The organism is Akkermansia sp. 54_46 (assembly GCF_001917295.1).
GTDB classification, from domain to species: Bacteria; Verrucomicrobiota; Verrucomicrobiia; order Verrucomicrobiales; family Akkermansiaceae; genus Akkermansia; species Akkermansia muciniphila.
This window is the reverse complement of record NZ_MNUD01000006.1, coordinates 429-18,343: the sequence shown is the minus strand read 5'-3', so window position 1 is coordinate 18,343 and position 17,915 is coordinate 429. Positions and strand designations below refer to the sequence as shown.

The following is a 17,915-nucleotide window of genomic DNA, read 5'->3' as shown; positions in this document are numbered from 1 at the left end:
CGGCGTAAGCGGCATGGAGATGTTTCAGCCGTTGTTCGTGGATGCCCAGGTTGCGCGACATCTGTTTCGTATCCATGATGGAGAGCGCGGAAATGACTCCTGATTTGGCGGCAATGTCGTTGTCCCGCTCGTCTTTATAAAGCCATGGCTGAACGCTGTCGTAATCCGGAGCTTCATACATGGGGGCCCCGCTGATCAGATAAAGGCTCCAGAGCATGTCGCAGGCCTCTTCCCGCGTCATCGTTCCATGGCGCCGCATGGCGTTCAATTCTGACAGAACTGTGTTTGAGCATCCATAGAATTGTTTAAAATTTCCTGATTTTAAAAATTCTTTTAATTTTTTTGATTTTTCTCCCATTTGCCCGCGAATATGGATGGAATCAGGAGCCGGGAGTTGGCGATCAAATCCGGTTTCTTCCCCCAGGGAAGTTGAACAGCCAAGATGTATGACGGCAATCGCGTAAATAAAATATTTCATCATTTTTTTAGGTTTATTTATTTTGACTGGTTGATAAATAAGTGCTTATTATTTTTTTCTGTGGACCTGCTGACGGAACAGTTGAATTTGGAAACCGTCGTCGTAGCTATTTCGTTGACGACGTCAATCCAGTCGTAAAAAAAATGCTGTTCAACAGTCTGGATGGTTTTTACATCTTTCCCGTCGACATTGATGTTCCAGTCGCAAATCCATTTATAAGTTTGCGGCAAGTCGTAAAATCTTAATTCCGAAATGAGTTTTTTGCTTCCAATATTGTCAGATAGCCTGTTTTTGTTGTCAAGGCGTACTGGTGCAGGATTGGGATCATGTGGGGCTGCCAGGCTGCCTTCAGCCGGGGCGGGAACGCAGCCCTTATCCCGTTCAATAATATGGACATTTCGAAAATTCACGCTTGTAGGGAGGAACGTTAATTCCAGGACAGCTGATGCCCCTGCCATTTCTTGATCACCATCCTTTGGCAGATCAAAATAAATGACTCCTCTTTTATTAAAATCCGGATGATTTCTGTCATATGATTTCCGTAAATGTTTTGCGCTGATCCCTTCGGGAACAATGGCTGATAACGTGATTTTCGCTTCTCTTCCTTCTTCCGTGACTGCTTTAACGGTAATGTCGCCTCCTTGGGAGAGATCGTTTCTAATAATCAATGTTTGAATGACAGAGTTACTTTTATTTTGAAAAGAAGCCAGATTTTCTCCTTCTTCAATTGTCCATTCGATCTGGGATGGGTCTCCAATGAGCTGGGGCTTGTCTGAAACCAATATTAGAAAAACTGTTTCACCTATGCCCAATTTCTTTCTTTTTTGATCGTTCTCTTTCTCTTTTTCAGGTACGGAGCCTTTTTCTTCTTCTTGAATATAAATTTGGGCAGAGTACTCTGCTGCCTGCGATTCGATGCGCAATACCTCATTTGCCAGTAAAGGCGCTGTGAAGCAGAGGCCCAGCAGCATCATGGCGAGATGGCGTTTTGCCGGCATTCCCGGGGATAAGACGTATTTTTGGAAGAATGGGGCGGATGCCCGGATGATGGCGTTCGCGTTCATGTTAAAATTCTCTGTGCTGGTTACCGGTTCTGCCGCAGGGGCGAGACTTTATTGCCGCTGATTTTGTTGATCAATATTTCCCCTTGATGCTTTAATTTTTTGTCATTCCATATTTCCAGCAGACGGCGGTAGGTTGCCACATAGTATGTGCGGGTCTGTTCTCTTTTTTCCAATGCCGTGATGGCGCCTTCCATCATGCCGGCGGAGTATCTTTTCATTTTAGGCGTCCATGAGGCATTGTTCCCTTTCCTGGCCCAGACGGAAAGATGCTTCCCGATGAATCCCTCCCTGTATTTGATTATCTTGCCGATTTCAGGGCAATCCGCCACGAGTTTGTTCCAGCACAGCCTCGTGAAAAGTTCCTCCGCCGCGGGAGAACAGTCAGGGTCCAGGAAACAGGCGTACAGTTCATAGGGATTGACCTTGCTTTCCCGTATTTTGAGTATGTTTACCGCTGCATGATGGAGGAGGTTGTGTTCATGGGGCATGGCCTGCGCCAGTTCTTTAAGCAGGGTGAGTTTTTGCCGGTCATTGATTCCTTTGGCCTTCATGCTCAGGTAACGACTCCATGCCGGATAATTAAATGGGTTCATCTTGCAGGCTTCTTTCAGCAGCAATTCCCGTTGGACGGGACGCGGAGAGCAGTCAGATAAAACCGTCATCAGGAAGGATTCTTCCGCCAGACCGTGATGAATGAAGGCATTGTAAGCCGGGATGAGCTGGACGGGGCCGTTCCAGGGTATCTGGCTTTTTCCCGTTGACCAGTTCCATCCGCTGATGTTGTTGCCGATTTTCCAGTGTCCGCCGGGGTGTTTCCAGATAAAGGCGCAGTGTCCCGGCTGTCCGATGGCCCACGCGGGGACGCCTTTGGCTCTCAGAAAGCCTGCCGCTCCTTTGGAGACGGCTCCGCACACGCCTCCGTATTCCGTATAAAGCTTTAATGTGACCGGTTTGTGGTCGTAAAAAGCGGCTCCGGCATGAACGCTGACTCCCTGAAGGTTTTTCCTGCGATAGGGGATGAACCCCATGAATTTATTTCCAGCCTGTTCGGGAGGGATCTGTTTTTTCTCTATGAACTGCTGGGCCCAGGACAGGTCTTCCAGGCTCTCTCTGCCACGGAAAACGATGGCCCATTCCCACGGCTGCATCGTGTCCGCCTGGGGATGGCATGCGGATTGGAAGTAGGATTCCCGGTAAAAATTGAATTTGGACAGGCATTCTTCAGGAGGGATGACATTTGAGGCAAGCCCTGCCCCCAGAGCCATGCTGGTTTCAACGGGGCGGAGCGTTTTATTGTTCGCGTTCCAGATGCGGTAAAATATGGATAGGGTTTGTTTGCCGGCTGCCCCGGATAGGGCAAGCATTCTGAAGACTTCCGGGTGGGTGGAGAGCCATTTCCTGAATGACTCGTCCTTGAGTTCATGCTGCGTGAACGGTTCTCCGTTTTCCGCGGTGCTGAAAAATTGGTACAGGTGGCATAACAGGGCGACTTGCGGGGCGTGCGCCATGGCCCGGATTTTATCCGTGTCAAGGTTTGCGGTTCCCAGTTTCCTGCACAGAATATCCCGGGCTTTTCCGGAGATGAACGAGGAACGTTCGGCTGAAAGTAGTGTCTGGATATCCGGTTCCTGCGCTGACGCCTGGATAACGGGAAAGGCTGCCAGGGGGAGCGCTCCTAAAAGGAGGATTCGGAAGAGATGATTCATGGGAGATGGGCGGAATTGTATCCATACCTAATATAATCCATCATATGGCAAAAAGATGATGAATTGTCAACGGAAATGTTTTTGTTTTCTGGGAAAATGATTGAACGAAGAGTCAATGGAAATAGAAACCCAGTGAATGAAAAGGCGCCGCGAAACCATGTCCGCCCGTTGAATGGAGGCGTCAAGGGCGGATCAGGTTTTCCATATTGCTTTGGACCAGGTCAACCAGGTTGTTGACGGTCATGCCCAGTTCCTGCGCCGCGCGTCGGTAAAGTTCCGGAAGGGTTTCCGGATGCCCGTCCGATTCCAGCGCCAGCCGATGGAGCGGTATGGAGGCAAGGAGTCCCGGACGTTCCATTTCCCGCAGCCCTACGGAAAGAAGCCAGTTTCCCGAAGGAAATTCCGTGCCGGGATGCAATGTCCCCGTCCAGCCGTGCAGGACAATGTTCAAACGGGGATATTTTTTCAGCATTTCCGCCAGCGTGCCCCATGCGCGGCAGCAGTGCAGGGAAGCGGGGCGGTCCAGACGCACGGCCAGTTCCAGATGCCGTTCCAGCGCTTCCTTCTGGAGAGGCAGCCCCGGGATGCCGCGCCGGCATTTGTCCAGCCCCGTTTCCCCAACGCCCGCATGGGGGATTTTTTGCAGAAGGGATTCCAGCCTGGGCATTTCCTCTTTCCATTCAGCCGGGTTCAGGAACCAGGGATGAATGCCGAAAAAGGGGGTAACATGTTCATCCCGTTCCGCCAGAAGGGCCACCTGTTTCCAGTCCGCCGGGGAGGTGCCGCAGATGAACCGCGGCGCCGTGCCGGAAGCGGCTGTAGAGGAATGGGTGTGGGCGTCCGGCAGATTCATCGTTGCTTAATGGGACAGAGATGGCGCGTCCGACGGTTCAATAATATCAAAACTCTGCTTTGCCAGGCGCACGGCGGCGGCGCCCGTTTCCATTTCATCATGGATGACGTTGGCGATGCCCGCGTGATGCAGGGAAGCCACTTCCGAACGGAATTTGGCGCGGGCGATCACCGTGATGTCCGCATTGGCGCCCTTGATCTGCATGTAGGTGGATAGGGCCGGGGAAGGGTCCGGGAATGTAAAGGCAATCAGCCGCGCGGTACGGACGCCCGCCAGGTCCATGGTGATTTGGTGCTGGATGTCTCCCAGAAAGGCCAGATGGCCGCCGTTGAGCAGGGATTTGACGGTGTCCGCATTCAGGTCGATAATGATGTAGGGGATGCCGTACTGGGACAGGCTTTCATGAAGCCTCCTGCCTACGGGGCCGTAGCCGCAAATGATGGCATGGTCCCTGATGCCTTCCATGCGTGTGATCAGGGTTTCCACGTTGAGGCGTTCCCGTTTTGTTTTCAACCCGGGAATGCGCACCAGCAGCGGGGTGAGTTTCCGTGCCGCCTTCATCAGCAGCGGAGTCATGCCCATGGAGACGGCGGCAATGGCGTAAACGTTGGTGGTCACCAGCGCCGGGATGGGGGATATTTCCTGCATGAAAGGGATGAGCACCAGGGAAAATTCCCCCACATTGGTGAGTGCGGTGGAGGCCATGATGCCCATGCGCCCGGGAATTTTCAGGAAGCTTGCGGCTGTAAGGCAGGCTACGAATTTGATCGCGAGGACAAAGGAGGCGAAGGTCGCCACCTGGCCGATGTGTTCCCATAGTCCATCAATGTCAATCAACAGCCCGGCGGAAACGAAGAAGATGGTCAGGAAAAGGTCCTTGAAGGGGAGCACTTCGCTAAGAACCCGGTGGCTGTAGTAGGAGCTGCTGACGAAGAGGCCGGCGGTGAAAGCGCCCAGGGCGATGCTCAGGCCCAGCAGACTGGCGAGCATGGCAATTCCCGAGCAGATGGCGAACACCATCAGGGTGAAGAGTTCCCGGCTTTTGGTCCGGGCGACGGCCAGCATGATGCGCGGAAGCAGGTAGCGGCCGATCAGCCAGGCGGCTCCCAGAAAGACAAGCCCCCGCAGTACGGCCATGCCAATGTTGAGCGCTGTTTCCCATGAGTCGGGCGTGGCGGTGAAGATCTGCGGCATGATTGCCACCAGCATGATGGCGGCGATGTCCTGGAACAGGGCAATTCCCACCGCCATTTTTGCCCCGGAGGTTCCGCTCAGGCCGAATTCCTGGAAGGATTTCAGCGCCACCGCCGTGGAGGATAGTCCCATAATGGCCCCGACCGTCAGGGAGTGGCTCATGTCCATGCCTGTGGCGTAATGAAGCCCCAGGCCGAAAGCTGCGGTACAGATGAACATCTGAATGCCTCCACCGACCAGAGCGGTTTTCCGCAGGTGCTTGAGTTCATCGACGGAAAATTCAAGCCCCAGCGTGAACATGAGCAGGATAATTCCTACCTCGGAAAGAGCCTGGATGCTGACGTCGGAATTGGGGATGTGGTCCAGAATGCCGCAGTTGGCCAGAATTACCCCGCAGATGAAGTAGCCCGCCAGCAGGGACTGCCGGAAGTGGGCCAGAATGAGGGCAATCGCGATGATGCCCATGAAGACGACAGTAAGCAGAATGAAGAATGGAGGCGCGTCATTAGGGCCTCCGGAGGCCAGCAGAGAGAGAACCATGGCGGTCAGGTCGGGAAGTTAGGGAATGGTAATGAGGTTGATTTCCGGCGGGCAGTTGAAGCGGCCCGGCCCTATATAGCCTATGCCGCGGGTGACGAATACCTGCTTGTCCTCATAAGGATGGAACCCGGAGTGCATGGTTTCCCCTTCCGACGCCAATAGCGGGGTGGAAAAGAAAGGCAGTTTGATTTGGCCTCCATGCGTATGGCCGGAGAGCATCAGGTCCCAGCGGTAATTTCCCAGCAATTCCCTTCCTTTGGGGTTGTGGCTCAGGACGATGGTCGGCATGGGCGAGTTTTCCTCCAATTCGCGCGGGCTCATGCACCGGTCCGGGAAAAAGTCACCCTCCCGCAGGTCTCCCAGCCCCACCAGTTTGAATTCCACGTTTCCCAGCCTGGGGATGGAGACGAAGGCGGCGGAATTCCTGAGCAGCGTGAAGCCCCCTTCCTTCAGGACGCGTTCCACATTGTCCGCAAGGGCCATGTCATGGTTGCCCAGACATGCGTAGGCCGGGGCGACGGAGGAGAGGCGTTTCATCTGGGCGATGTAGTCGCCTGCATGAGTGACCCGCAGAAAATCCGTGTACAGATCTCCCAGAAACACGATCATGTCCGGTCTGGCCTGTTCCGCCATTGTTGCCGCTTTTTCCAGCAGGGGCAGATTGGTGTGGATATCCGACAATACCAGGATACGAAGGCCGGAAAGGCCGGGTACACATCCGGCAGGGGCCGTGTTTTCATTAAATTCCAGATGATTGGCTTCCCAGTGCATATAGGAGGCCAGCAGGGACCCCAGCAGAATGACAGCCGCGGCCGCATACAGGAGCTTGCGGAGCTGGGAACGCTTTTTGGAGAAAGGGTGGGTGGTCATGATAGGGAGGGGTTGAGAATGGCCAGTTCCGGCAGGGTGAATAATCCGTTGCGGCGCACCAGCTTACCGTCCAGGTAAATATCTCCGCCCCCGGCCGCTTTCGTCTGGATGCATACCATGTCCCAGTGGATGCGGGACTGGTTGCCGTTGTCCGCCACGTGGTAGGCCTGCCCCGGCGTCAAGTGGAAAGAGCCGGAAATTTTTTCGTCAAACAGGATGTTGCGCATGGGGCGTGTGATGGCCGGATTGACGCCGAAGGCGAATTCCCCCAGCCTCCGCGCGCCGGGGTCTGTGTCAAGAATGGCGTTGAGCTCCCCTGTTTTATCTCCCGCTTCCGCATGCACGACCAGTCCGTTTTTCAGCGTCAGGCGGATGTTGTCAAAGGGGATGCCCTGGAACAGGCTGGGCGTATTGAAGGAAATGTGGCCGTTGGCGCTGTCGATGACGGGGGCGGTGAACACTTCTCCGTCGGGCAGATTGCATTCCCCCGCGCACGGGATGGCAGGCAGCCCCTTGATGGAAAAGGAAATGTCCGTTCCCGGTCCGGTAATTTTCACATATTCAGCCTTTTCCATCATGGCGGCCAGCTTCCGCATGGCGGGACGCAGGGCGGCGTAATCCATCAGGCAGGTATGGAAATAGAAGTCTTCAAATTCTTCCGTGCTCATGGCAGCTTGCTGGGCCATGCCCCCGGACGGCCAGCGCAGCCCGCACCAGCGCGTATGGCGGATACGCCGCTGGGAGACGGGATTCAGGGCTTTCATGGCGGCGGCCATGTTTTCCTGCGGAACGGAGGACAGTTCAAAGGCGTTTCCTCCGCCGCGGATTTCAATGTAGGCGTCCATGTCCTCCATTTCCGCCAGGCGGTGGCGGCCGATGATACCATATTGTTCTTCTGTGGCTCCTGAGAGCATTTCCCTGTTCAGGCGGGACTGGTTCAGGCGCAGAAAGGGCATGGCTCCCGCCTTCCTCACCTCCCGGATGAGGGCTATTCCCATTTCTTCCGGAATATCCGTCAGTTCCAGCAGAACCCTGTCTCCGGGGCGCAGGGAGGTGGAATACCCTGCAAGCTGGGCGGCCAGGGCCTGAAAACGGGGGTCTCTCATGTCTTTATTAGGCAAATACGGCAGCCTTTTTGTCAAGCCGGAGACTTGCCACGGGCAAAAAACTGTGGTTTCATCCCCCGGATGTCCAGATTGCCCAAGTTAGGAATACTCGGTTCCGGTTCCGGTTCCAATTGCCAGTCCATTTACGATGCCATCCAGTCCGGTTCCCTCCGGGCGGAAATCGCCGTGGTGATGTCTGACAATCCGGACGCCTTCATTCTGGAACGCGCCCGCTCCTGGGGCATCCCGGCGGAGGTGATCGATTGCGGAGGGTTTAAAACCAAATTCCCGGAGGCGTCCCAGGCCTCCGTTGCCGCGCGCCTGAAGGAATACGGCGTGGATTGCGTTTGCCTGGCCGGATTCATGCGACTGGTGAAACATCCGCTGCTGAAGGAATTTCCTTCCCGTATCCTGAACATCCATCCTTCCCTTCTTCCTGCTTTTCCGGGGCTTCATGCCTGGGAGCAGGCCGTGAACGCCGAAGCTGCGGAGAGCGGCTGCACCGTTCATTATGTGGATGACGGAATGGATACCGGCCCCATCCTGGGCCAGGCCCGCGTGCCCGTGCTGCCGGGGGATACGCCGGAAAGCCTTCACGCCCGCATTCAGGAGCAGGAGCATACCCTTTATCCCGCCATGATCGCCCGCGTTCTGGAAACGCTGGCATGACCTGATTCTCCTTCTGGCCGGAAAGCAATCCGGCCTTCTGCCGGGAGAGGATGACAGGATGACGAATTCTCTTGTCTTGTGCTGTGAACGGAATCCGTTAAAAAGGAGTCCTCTTTTTCAAAGAAAGGATAAAAATACCATGAAGATGAACCCTTCCATCGCCCTGTTTGCCGTTTCCGCCCTTTTGGCGGGTGCGGCGGGCGCGCAAGAAAAGGCTGCCGAAGTTCCGGCGGCCGACCAACCCAAACAAGAGAAAGAAATTACTGTGTCTCCCGAACAGATGAAAAAGGACCTGGGCTATTTTCTGGGTTTCCAGAGCGGCCAGCAGCTCGGTTCCATTCCCACCCTGACCTTTGACGACCTGGATCAGGAATCCTTCCTGCAGGGCATCAAGGACGGTATGGTCCGCAAGCCCGCCAAGGACCAGGAACAGCTGAAGCCCGCCCTGGATGCGTTCCAGAAGCAGATAGATGAACGCATTTCCGCCAAGGCCAAGGCCAATTTGGAGGCCAGCAAGAAGTTCATGGAGGAAAACGGCAAAAAGGAAGGCGTCACTACAACGAAGTCCGGCCTCCAGTACAAGATTGTGAACAAGGGCGGCGAAGAAAAATTTGATGAAAAGAAGTTCAAGAACCCCATGTTCAAGGTGAAGTACAAGGGCACGCTGCTGGACGGCACCGTGTTTGACGACACCAAAGGCAAATCCGTGGAACTTCCCCTTCAGGTCATCCCCGGCTTTGCCGAAGCGCTGACGACGATGCCCGTCGGCTCCAAATGGATTGTTTACATTCCTTCCGAGCTGGCTTACGGGGAAAACACTCCCGGCGCTCCGATTGAACCCAATTCACCGCTCATCTTTGATCTGGAACTGGACGGCATTTCGGAAGCTCCTGCCCCCCAGGGCGGCCCCATGAGCATTTCTCCTGAACAGCTTCAGGAGATGCTTAAACAAAGCGGCGCCCAGCAGCAGTAAGGAAAAAATAGTTCAAGCCAGGGCCGTTCCCGGGAGGGAACGGCCTTTTTGTTTTTGTCTGTACCTCTTTCATCAGGAACGCGAATGGGCAGACGGGGAATTTATAATCCGTTGGCAAGCCAATTTTCGAAAAAAGCTCACATTAAACAAATAATGGGAAACAAATATCATCCGCCTGTCCAACATATCTACCTCCATATCCAGAAGAACAAAATCATCATTCTTTCATTACAAGCAATATACATGGATTAAGGAAAGAAGCAGGATTATAAATCCGGGTATTACTGGCCACAATATCTTTGATCAATATGAGACTTCATCTTCCTCCGTCTTTGCGTTCCGCCCTTCTCGCTTCCCTGGTTTCCTTCTCCGGCATTTACTCTTATTCCCATGCCGCAACCTCGGCGGATTTCTGGCAGATTCCCGATTTTGGCGGTCCTGATTTTACATGGACGGGGGATGGGGAAGGCGACGCCGTAGGAACGGCAGACAATTGGGAGGGAGATGCAGCTCCCTCCCGCGTGGACAATAAGGGGCCGCACTTGATTTTTAACGGCGTTGAGGTGACGGTGACGGGGAACCCTCCCAATACCTCGGACGGCGGCGGTATTTCCGTAACGGGGAACGGCAGTGTATCCGCGGGGCTGGGACAATGGGGCGGCAATGTTTACGTGGAGAAGGGTTCTACCCTTACCACCTCCTTCAGCAACCAGATCAAGAATACGGAAGCGGAAGGCCATGCCAATATTTATGTGGACGGCGCTCTGAACATGACGACTCCGGGGGGGAACCTCAATTTTGACCATGGCTCCGGTGCCGGCAATCATTACTGGCACATCGGGCTTGACGGAATGGTCAACCTGTCAAACACCACCACCATTACCAAGAACTCCAAAACCTGGAATGTGGAGGTAGTGGTTGCAAGCGCTATGGAAGAGCTTTCAGTCACCAATCGCGAGATGGTTGACGATGCCCTGATCACACGCTATTTCATGTCTACAGGGGCCGATTTAGGGGCATCCCTGGATTCCCTGCGTATTGAGAAGCAAACCGGGGATGACTCTTATGAGGCATTGACGAGAGCCGATTCCGCCGGTCAGCTGGGAGCGGACAATTTCCTGCTTGTTTCCAACGGTTCCGGCATGTCCGTGCAGTACAAGGGGGAAGGGTATAATGCAGAGACGCTGGTCTGGAATTCCAACGGCACATGGAGCAATACGGGAACGGGCTGGTACAAGCAGGGTGACGGAAACAAAACGGATACTTCCTTCCTGAATGAGGATGCCGTTATTTTCACGGCGGCGGAAGGTTCCAAAACAGTCAATTTTTCCGGAGGAATCAATGTTTCCTCCATGACGTTTGAGGCGGATTATACGCTCCTTCCCGGAGAAGGAGCCTCTCTTTCCGCCCGGGAAACGGTTTTAAGCAACGGCTCGTCCCTGACGTTGGGTGATGGGGATCACCGTTTTTCCGGATTTGAAAGTCTGGTGACGGGTGGGGAAAATTCTTCCCTCACGGTTTATATGAAAACGGATGCTTCTTCTGCGGGAAGCGTCAATTTGCTGGAGGACTCGGCTCTTCAGAATCTTTACGTTGATGGTGCCTTGAGGCTGAGAGCTTCTGCCCAGTCAGGGACATGGATGCTTGGCGGAGCCAGCCTGCATATGATGGCGGGGTCTACCATGGTGTTCAATTCCGATGCGGGGACATCCATTGGAGCGGGGCAAACAGTAATCGCGGAGGGCAGCCTGAATGTCTATGCGCAGAATGTTTCCGACAGCAACACGTATCTTTGGAACCTGAAGGGCGGCGAGAGTGTCTCGAATGGAGATACGCTGACCTTTAACGGATCCAGCAATCCGACCGTGGCCGGCAATATCTCGTACGCCGGCAATATCGTAACCAGCTCCCAGACCGGCTCTTCCATGACGTTTACGGGAGACATCCAGGCGGAATCGTTCAAGGTCGCCCATTATTACGGCAGGATTCATATGGCTGGTAATGAATTGGCGGTCAACAAGCTGTGGGTTGGGGCCGGCGGCGGATACGACAATTCCCTTTATGGGGCCCTTGATCTTGATTCCGGCAATGTGACTACGGCAGGCCAGGTCCGGCTTGCCGAGCTGGGGCATGGAGTGCTTAATGTGAACCAGGGTTCCTCACTGACTGTCTCCGGCAGCAATGATACCCATAGCACAAGCGCCAGCTTCCTGCTGGCTCACTGGGCTTATTCAGGGGAACTTAATTTGAGGGGCGGTTCCCTGACTGCATTGTCAACTTCGATGCGCCTGTCCTGGGATGGCACGGGCACGTTCAATGCCTCTTCCGGAACGGCGGATTTGCTGGGAATGAGTTTCTGGGCTTCCGGAAACGGTTCATTCCGGGGCAGTTTCCTGTTGGGTGGCGCGACATCCGGGGATGCCAGGGTGAACATAGGCTCTTCGGGCATCACCGATGTGGCGGGGGCAGCCGTTATCAAACTGGGGGAAGGCACTCTGGGAGCCCTGTCCAACTGGAGTATAGGCTATAATCCGAATTTCACGCCTTCTTATGTAGAACTTCTGGGCACGGTGAACGGGACTATCCTCGATACGCTGGATGCCAATGACCATGTCACGGGGCGTACTGTTACCTTCTCCAACGGGCTGACGGGAAACGGCAGTCTGGTGAAGGTTGGCGATGGGGTTCTGGTTCTTAACGGAACGGCCCAGGCCCCGGTTCCTGCCGAAGGAGAAACGGCAGCCGTTCCCGGCTTTACCGGAACGGTGGAATTGAGGGAAGGCGGTTTGACGGTGAAGGATTCCAGCGTTATCGGGCAGGGTTCCTTGCTGATCGGAGGCGGCCTTACCGTGAACGTTACGTCCGCGGACGGGTATGTGCTGAATGCCGGGGCTACGCTGGGATCCACGGGAATTGCCGGAGGAACAGCTACTTTATCCGCCGGGTTGACGTTGAACGGAGGCGCTTTGAGCTTCAGTTCTCTTGATTCGGAAACGGCGGCTCTGACCGTCAATTCCATCAGCGGCAGTGAGGCTACGGAAGTACGGCTGGGGGTGTCTTCTCTGGAAACGGGGATTAGTTACGCATTGCTTTCCGGAGCGGGGTTGACGGAAAGTTCTTTCTTTACTTTGGGCGGAGCCGTTGCGGAGCTGTACAATGGAACGTTTTCCGTCAGCAACGGCACTCTTTACGTCAATTTGAGCGACAAGGAAGGTTTGTTGAGATGGAAGAGCGGCACCTGGAATACGGAAAGCTCGAATACCTCCTGGAGCCTTGACGGAACTCCGTCAGCTTATGCCGATGGGGAAACGGTATATTTCTCCAATGGCGATGGAGTGGATAAAAATGTGACGATTGCGGGGAATGTCGCTCCAGGCAGAATCAACGTTTCCGGTACGGATTTCATTTTTACGGGTGACGGCTCCATTACCGGAGATACGACGCTGAACCTGCTGGACGGAGCTTCCCTGACCATGAACAACGCCAATTCCTATACCGGGGATACCGTTCTTGGCGATGGCAGTAAACTCGTTGTCGGCAATGCCGGCGCGCTGGGCTCCAGCACGGTCCTGTTGCAGGGGGATTCCGTTCTGGAACTGACCACGGGCACGTGGAACGGACTGGGAACACGTTTGAACTCCAATTCCTCTGGCACGCTGAAATTGAGCGAGAACGCCTCCGGAACGACAACGGCCGCCCTGACTGGAGTCAGATATGAGCTGGGAGCCAATACCACGCTGACTCTTTCCGCCGGAACCTATGGAAATACGATTACTGGGGCCGGCACGCTGATCTCCGCAGTAGGAACGAATGTCCTTAATGGAAATGTTGATATTACAGGAGAATACAGGGTGTTGGCAACCAACGGCACGGCATGCGCCTGGACGCTGGGTTCCGGCGCTTCCGTGACGGCGGGGAGCTTTATCGGCCGCTACGAGTACAATGGAACGACTACGCTCAATATCAGCGGGGATGCCGTGATGAATATTACCGGCACCTTGAGGATTGCCCGTGACGGGAGAGGCGTCATGAATATTGGTTCAGGCGGCATGGTGCTGGCCCGGACACTGGATTTGGGACAGAACTGGGACGGAGTAAGCGCCAAGGGCGCCACCATTAATCTGAATGGCGGTTCCCTGCTCCTCGGTTCAGGCGGTATGACGGCGTCCGGAAATACCAATACGATTGCCCTGAACATGAATTCCGGGACGCTGGGCACGACGGCGGCGGAAGGCTGGTCTTCCGCCTATAACATGACCCTTACTGGAAATGTGACGGTTGATACCCGCCAGTATGATGCGGACACCAAGTCTTACCATGACCAGGCTTCCACCGGCATCACCCTCGGAGGCGTTCTTTCCGGAGCGGGCGGCCTGACGAAAACCGGCTCCGGAACCTTGACCCTTTCCGGGCAGAATACTTATACGGGACTGACTAATGTCCAGGCAGGAACGCTGGCGTTTACAAATACGAACGCCATGACCCTGGGCAGCATTTCCATGGGTGCGGGGGCCAGGATGACGACGGCTTCCGCCCTGACGCTGAATAGCGGCGCGGCCCTCACCTTTGACATGACGGGCGTGGCGGCGAATGAGCCTGTCATCAATATCACGGCCGGGACCCTGGCTCTTGCGGATTCATCCTGTGCGCTGACGATTAACAATTATGGAGAATTGGAGGCGTCTAATTATGTCCTGGCCCAGTGGGCTGCGGCCGGAAGCCTGACGACGGATTCCTTCACATGGACGCCCGACATCACCAGGGAAGGATTCGAATATTCCGTGGTGGTGGAAAACAACCAGCTTGTGCTGAAGGTTGCAGACGTCAGCGGAGACAACGGTTTTGTATGGGACGGAGGAACGGACCGGAAGTGGATCAACACCAGCGTTGACGGCTGGACGACGAGGCAGGCGGGAGTGGATACGCTGGATAATCAGGAAATTTACTTCTCTTCCTCGGAAGCGGGTGAAGTCAAGGTTTCCGGTACTGTAACTCCCAAGAGCGTCGTTTTCAACAGCGGCTCTTACACGCTGGTCAGCGATCCTGACAACGCGGGTTCTATCGCGGATTCCACAGCTCCCACCACGCTTACCGTGAACGGTACGGCCGAGGTTGCCTTAAACCTGGCCAACACCTATACCGGAGGAACGATACTCAATGGCGGCATTCTTACCATTGGAACTGACGGAGCGCTGGGAACGGAAGGGGATATTACATTCAACGGAGGGACGCTGGCCTATGCGGATTCCGCCGCCGGTGCGGATGCGACAGGTGATGACATTTCCAGTTGTGTCAACGTGGGAGACGGAGGTTCCCTGAACGTTTCCGTGCTTGGCGCGGGGGATACCGTTTCCTGGGCCGGACTGACAGCCGACGTCATGGGGGCAGGCACTACCCTGACCAAAACGGGAGCGGGCACTCTGGCCCTTGGATATGCAGGAAATACCCTGGCCCACCTTACTGTGGAAGAGGGCACGCTCGCTTTCACGGGCGGCGCGACCATCGGCGTAAATCCGAACAATGCTACTATTGTCCGCGTCAGTGAAGGCGCTTCCCTTGCTCTTTCCGGCGGAACCGTCAACCTGCATGCCCAGCTCAATGGGGCGGGCACCGTCACTATCGGGACTGCGGATACTGCGGGACTGGTCAATATCTCCAATACGGGCAATACCAACTTCACTGGCCGCCTGGAACTGGTCGGCAACGGGGTGAATATGAATACCAATGCCAACTGGGTAGCCTTTGGGGCAGGAAATACGCTGGGAGGCGGTACCGTTTTCATCGACGGCAAGGGCTTCCATTTTTCCGCGGGTACGACGGCGGCCAATTTTGAAATCGGCGCAACCCACGGTGCGATGCAGAACGGCTCCTCCGGCGCCACATACACTTTCTCCGGAAACCTTTCCGGTTCGGGTACGTGGGCCATGGCTGCGAACGTTCGGATGAACAATGTCCTCACGGGATCCCTCAAGGACTTCTCGGGGACCCTGTCCACCAATGAGACTTCCTCCAACAACAATCGCCAGGCCTGGAACTTCGGTTCCGGCGGGGTTTGCGCCACGGGTGAAGGGAATTCCGTTTTTGGAGACGGCGCTATTCTGGGAGGTAACACGGGGTCCACGGATACCGGGCTGGCCGCACAATACAACGTCAACTACAACAATACGGAACTGGTGTTGAACGCTCTGGTGCAGGGCAACTCCAGCCTGACGCACGCAGGCACGGGCACTCTGATTCTGGATCAGGCCAATACCGCTACGGGAGCGCTCGGCATTACAAATGCCGGAGCCGTAGTCCAGCTTGGCACGGAAGACAAGGCCGGCCAGTGGGCCGGAACCGTGCTGAATGGAGCGGGAACGCTGAAAATCGTCAATGGCGCGCTGACCTCCGCCATGACGCGGGCGGAAGGCGCCACGGCAGCCATTGTCGTGGACTCAGCAGCTTCTGTCAATTTGGGGGGGACTGACGGCAGCATGCTCAAGGGCATTACGCTGGCTGCCGGAGGCAGGCTTGCCAACGTTTCCGGAGATATTACGGTGGGGGCGGGAGCCACGGAAACATTGAATCTTACCTTGGGAGCGGATAACATCAACCAGGATGCGGCCGGGGCGGCCATCATTGACCAGGGAGACGGTAGGCTTGTCATCAACAATCCCGCCACAGTCAATCTGGACATTGACGCTATTGTGAACACGCTCGTCGCCCATAAGGAAGCCGGTGCGGAAAGCTGGCTCACCCTGACGACCGGAACGCTGGAATGCGAAAACCTTGGCGATATCCAGTTCAGCAAGATTCTTTCCAATTACGGCATCCGCGTGACGGGCACCGATGGAGGAAGCCTGGTGCTCAGCGGGCAGGTCAGCGGGCTTTATATGGTGGATGATTCCTCTACTTCCGATCCTGATACCGTCACCAACTACGGCACGCTGGGGATGTACTCCGGCGTGGTGATTTCCCAGGACAAGACGTTTACCGTTCAGTTGGCCGGCGCACCCGGCGATTCCGACGGGGACGGCGCGGTCATCAACAACCTGCTGGGCGCTACGGGAAGCACGCTGAAAGTGGAAAACACCAGTGCGGACGGAGGCAACGCTGTTGTCATCCTCAACAACGAACGTCTGGAAACGGGATTGCCTGCTCCTGATGATTACGCCGGTGCGGATTCCATCATGGGCGGAAGCATCGTCGGGGAAAACGGAGTCACCTTCGTCAAGCAAAACACGGGCAAGCTGACAGTCAACGGTTCTTTTGTGACGGACACCCTGCGTGTGGAAGGCGGTTCTCTCGCTCTTAACGGTGAAGGGAACAGCTTTAATCATGTGGAACTTGCCGGCGCAGAGGAAGGGGGTGTTCTGGACATCAACCGGAATACCGTCATGGGTGATTTGACGGACAGCGGCGAAGGTGCAGCCCTGAACATCGGCAGCGGAGCCTCCCTTTCCGTCAACGGCGCCAGTAGTCTTTCCTCCAGCACCATCCAGGGCAGCGGAACGCTGACCCTCCGTGATACGCTGGAAATTTCCGGAACAGCCTCCCTTCAGGGCGGTGTTCTTCTTGATCTGGCAAAAGATGACGATTCCACGGGAACGCTCGACCTCGGTTCGACATCCGGCAGCACCGTTTCCGGAATCGGCGGAGAAGGAACACTGAAGAGCGCAGGAGGCGTTTTGACCGTCAATACCGGTAATTCGGGCGGTGGTTCCGTTTTCAGCGGTACGCTGGAGGGACGCGGGCAGCTTAATATTTCCGGCAATGCCGGGCAGACGTTTGAAAACGTCATGACCGCTGCCGGCAGCAGCTGGGCAGTTAACAGCACGGGCCTTCTCAATATCCGGATGGGAGGGACGGTAGACAACCCGAGAGCCAATACGGCGCTGACCCTCAGCAGCTTGACGCTGGGAGACGGTTCCAGTACGAACCTTACCTTCAACACGGACTACGCTGGCCCCATTATCAGCGTGACCGGAAATATCAGCATCAGCCAAGGCGCGGAAATAGCTCTCAGTTCTACTGGCGGAAATGAACTGACTCTGGACGCAGACGGCAGTTATACGCTCATGCACGCGGATGGCACCATTGATCTGGGAGGAAGCGACAGGCTGGCTATCCTGCTGGATCCCTCCTCCTCCGCTTTCAAGAAATTTGAAAATGATGCGTACTTGGTGATGGAAAACGGCAACCTTGTTTTGATGGCCACGGCTTCCAAGGACAATAAATATGCCCGCCTTGCGGATACGTTTAATTCCAGGGCCGGAGCAGAACTTCTCTGGAACCTGCCCGGCGATCTTGCTGCGGATTCCATCCTCAAGAAGGTGGATGACGCCGTAGGAGCCCTGACGTCTTCCGACCTCTCGGAAGCGAAACGCGCCATGGCGGCGGCGGCTGGGAGCACGGTCAACGCGCTTGGGACGGCACAGAGGGACGCCCTGCGCGACCAGATGGGCTGGATCAGGAACCGGACC

The 17,915-nt window shown here is 55.5% G+C and carries 9 protein-coding genes and 1 pseudogene; 3 read left to right on the top strand and 7 right to left on the bottom strand.

The window, feature by feature from the left end:
- The 7 genes and pseudogenes from BHW66_RS02075 to BHW66_RS02045 form a co-directional block, all read right to left on the bottom strand.
- Positions 1 to 358: pseudogene (locus tag BHW66_RS02075) on the bottom strand (hypothetical protein); the annotation flags it as partial.
- Positions 359 to 495: 137 nt separating this feature from the next.
- Entirely contained in the window at positions 496 to 1,542 is a 1,047-nt protein-coding gene (locus BHW66_RS02070) for a hypothetical protein (protein ID WP_022197638.1), read from the bottom strand.
- 20 nt (positions 1,543 to 1,562) lie between these two features.
- Positions 1,563 to 3,248 carry a hypothetical protein gene (locus BHW66_RS02065; RefSeq protein WP_046435353.1) on the bottom strand — a complete coding sequence of 562 codons (1,686 nt, stop codon included), beginning with the start codon at positions 3,246 to 3,248 and terminating at the stop codon, positions 1,563 to 1,565.
- Positions 3,249 to 3,429: 181 nt separating this feature from the next.
- Positions 3,430 to 4,101 carry a TatD family hydrolase gene (locus BHW66_RS02060; RefSeq protein WP_046435355.1) on the bottom strand — a complete coding sequence of 224 codons (672 nt, stop codon included), beginning with the start codon at positions 4,099 to 4,101 and terminating at the stop codon, positions 3,430 to 3,432.
- Between the two features lie 6 nt (positions 4,102 to 4,107).
- Positions 4,108 to 5,835, bottom strand: a complete 1,728-nt coding sequence (locus BHW66_RS02055; protein ID WP_286688845.1) for a cation:proton antiporter — start codon at positions 5,833 to 5,835, stop codon at positions 4,108 to 4,110.
- 18 nt (positions 5,836 to 5,853) lie between these two features.
- Positions 5,854 to 6,705, bottom strand: coding sequence for a phosphodiesterase YaeI (gene yaeI, locus BHW66_RS02050; RefSeq protein WP_102734472.1), 852 nt, complete (start codon positions 6,703 to 6,705; stop codon positions 5,854 to 5,856).
- Complete coding sequence (locus tag BHW66_RS02045) at positions 6,702 to 7,811, bottom strand: aminopeptidase (protein ID WP_102734473.1); 1,110 nt, start codon at positions 7,809 to 7,811, stop codon at positions 6,702 to 6,704. The genes yaeI and BHW66_RS02045 overlap by 4 nt, the downstream gene beginning before the upstream one ends.
- A gap of 81 nt (positions 7,812 to 7,892) precedes the next feature.
- Here BHW66_RS02045 and purN point away from each other — a divergent pair, with 81 nt between their 5' ends.
- The 3 genes from purN to BHW66_RS02030 all read left to right on the top strand — a co-directional run.
- A complete protein-coding gene (gene purN, locus BHW66_RS02040; RefSeq protein ID WP_102738719.1) occupies positions 7,893 to 8,480 on the top strand; it encodes a phosphoribosylglycinamide formyltransferase in 588 nt (195 codons plus the stop codon).
- A gap of 139 nt (positions 8,481 to 8,619) precedes the next feature.
- Entirely contained in the window at positions 8,620 to 9,453 is an 834-nt protein-coding gene (locus BHW66_RS02035) for an FKBP-type peptidyl-prolyl cis-trans isomerase N-terminal domain-containing protein (RefSeq protein WP_180974253.1), read from the top strand.
- 308 nt (positions 9,454 to 9,761) lie between these two features.
- A partial coding sequence (locus BHW66_RS02030) for an autotransporter-associated beta strand repeat-containing protein (protein WP_286688844.1) occupies positions 9,762 to 17,915 on the top strand: 8,154 nt, incomplete at its 3' end.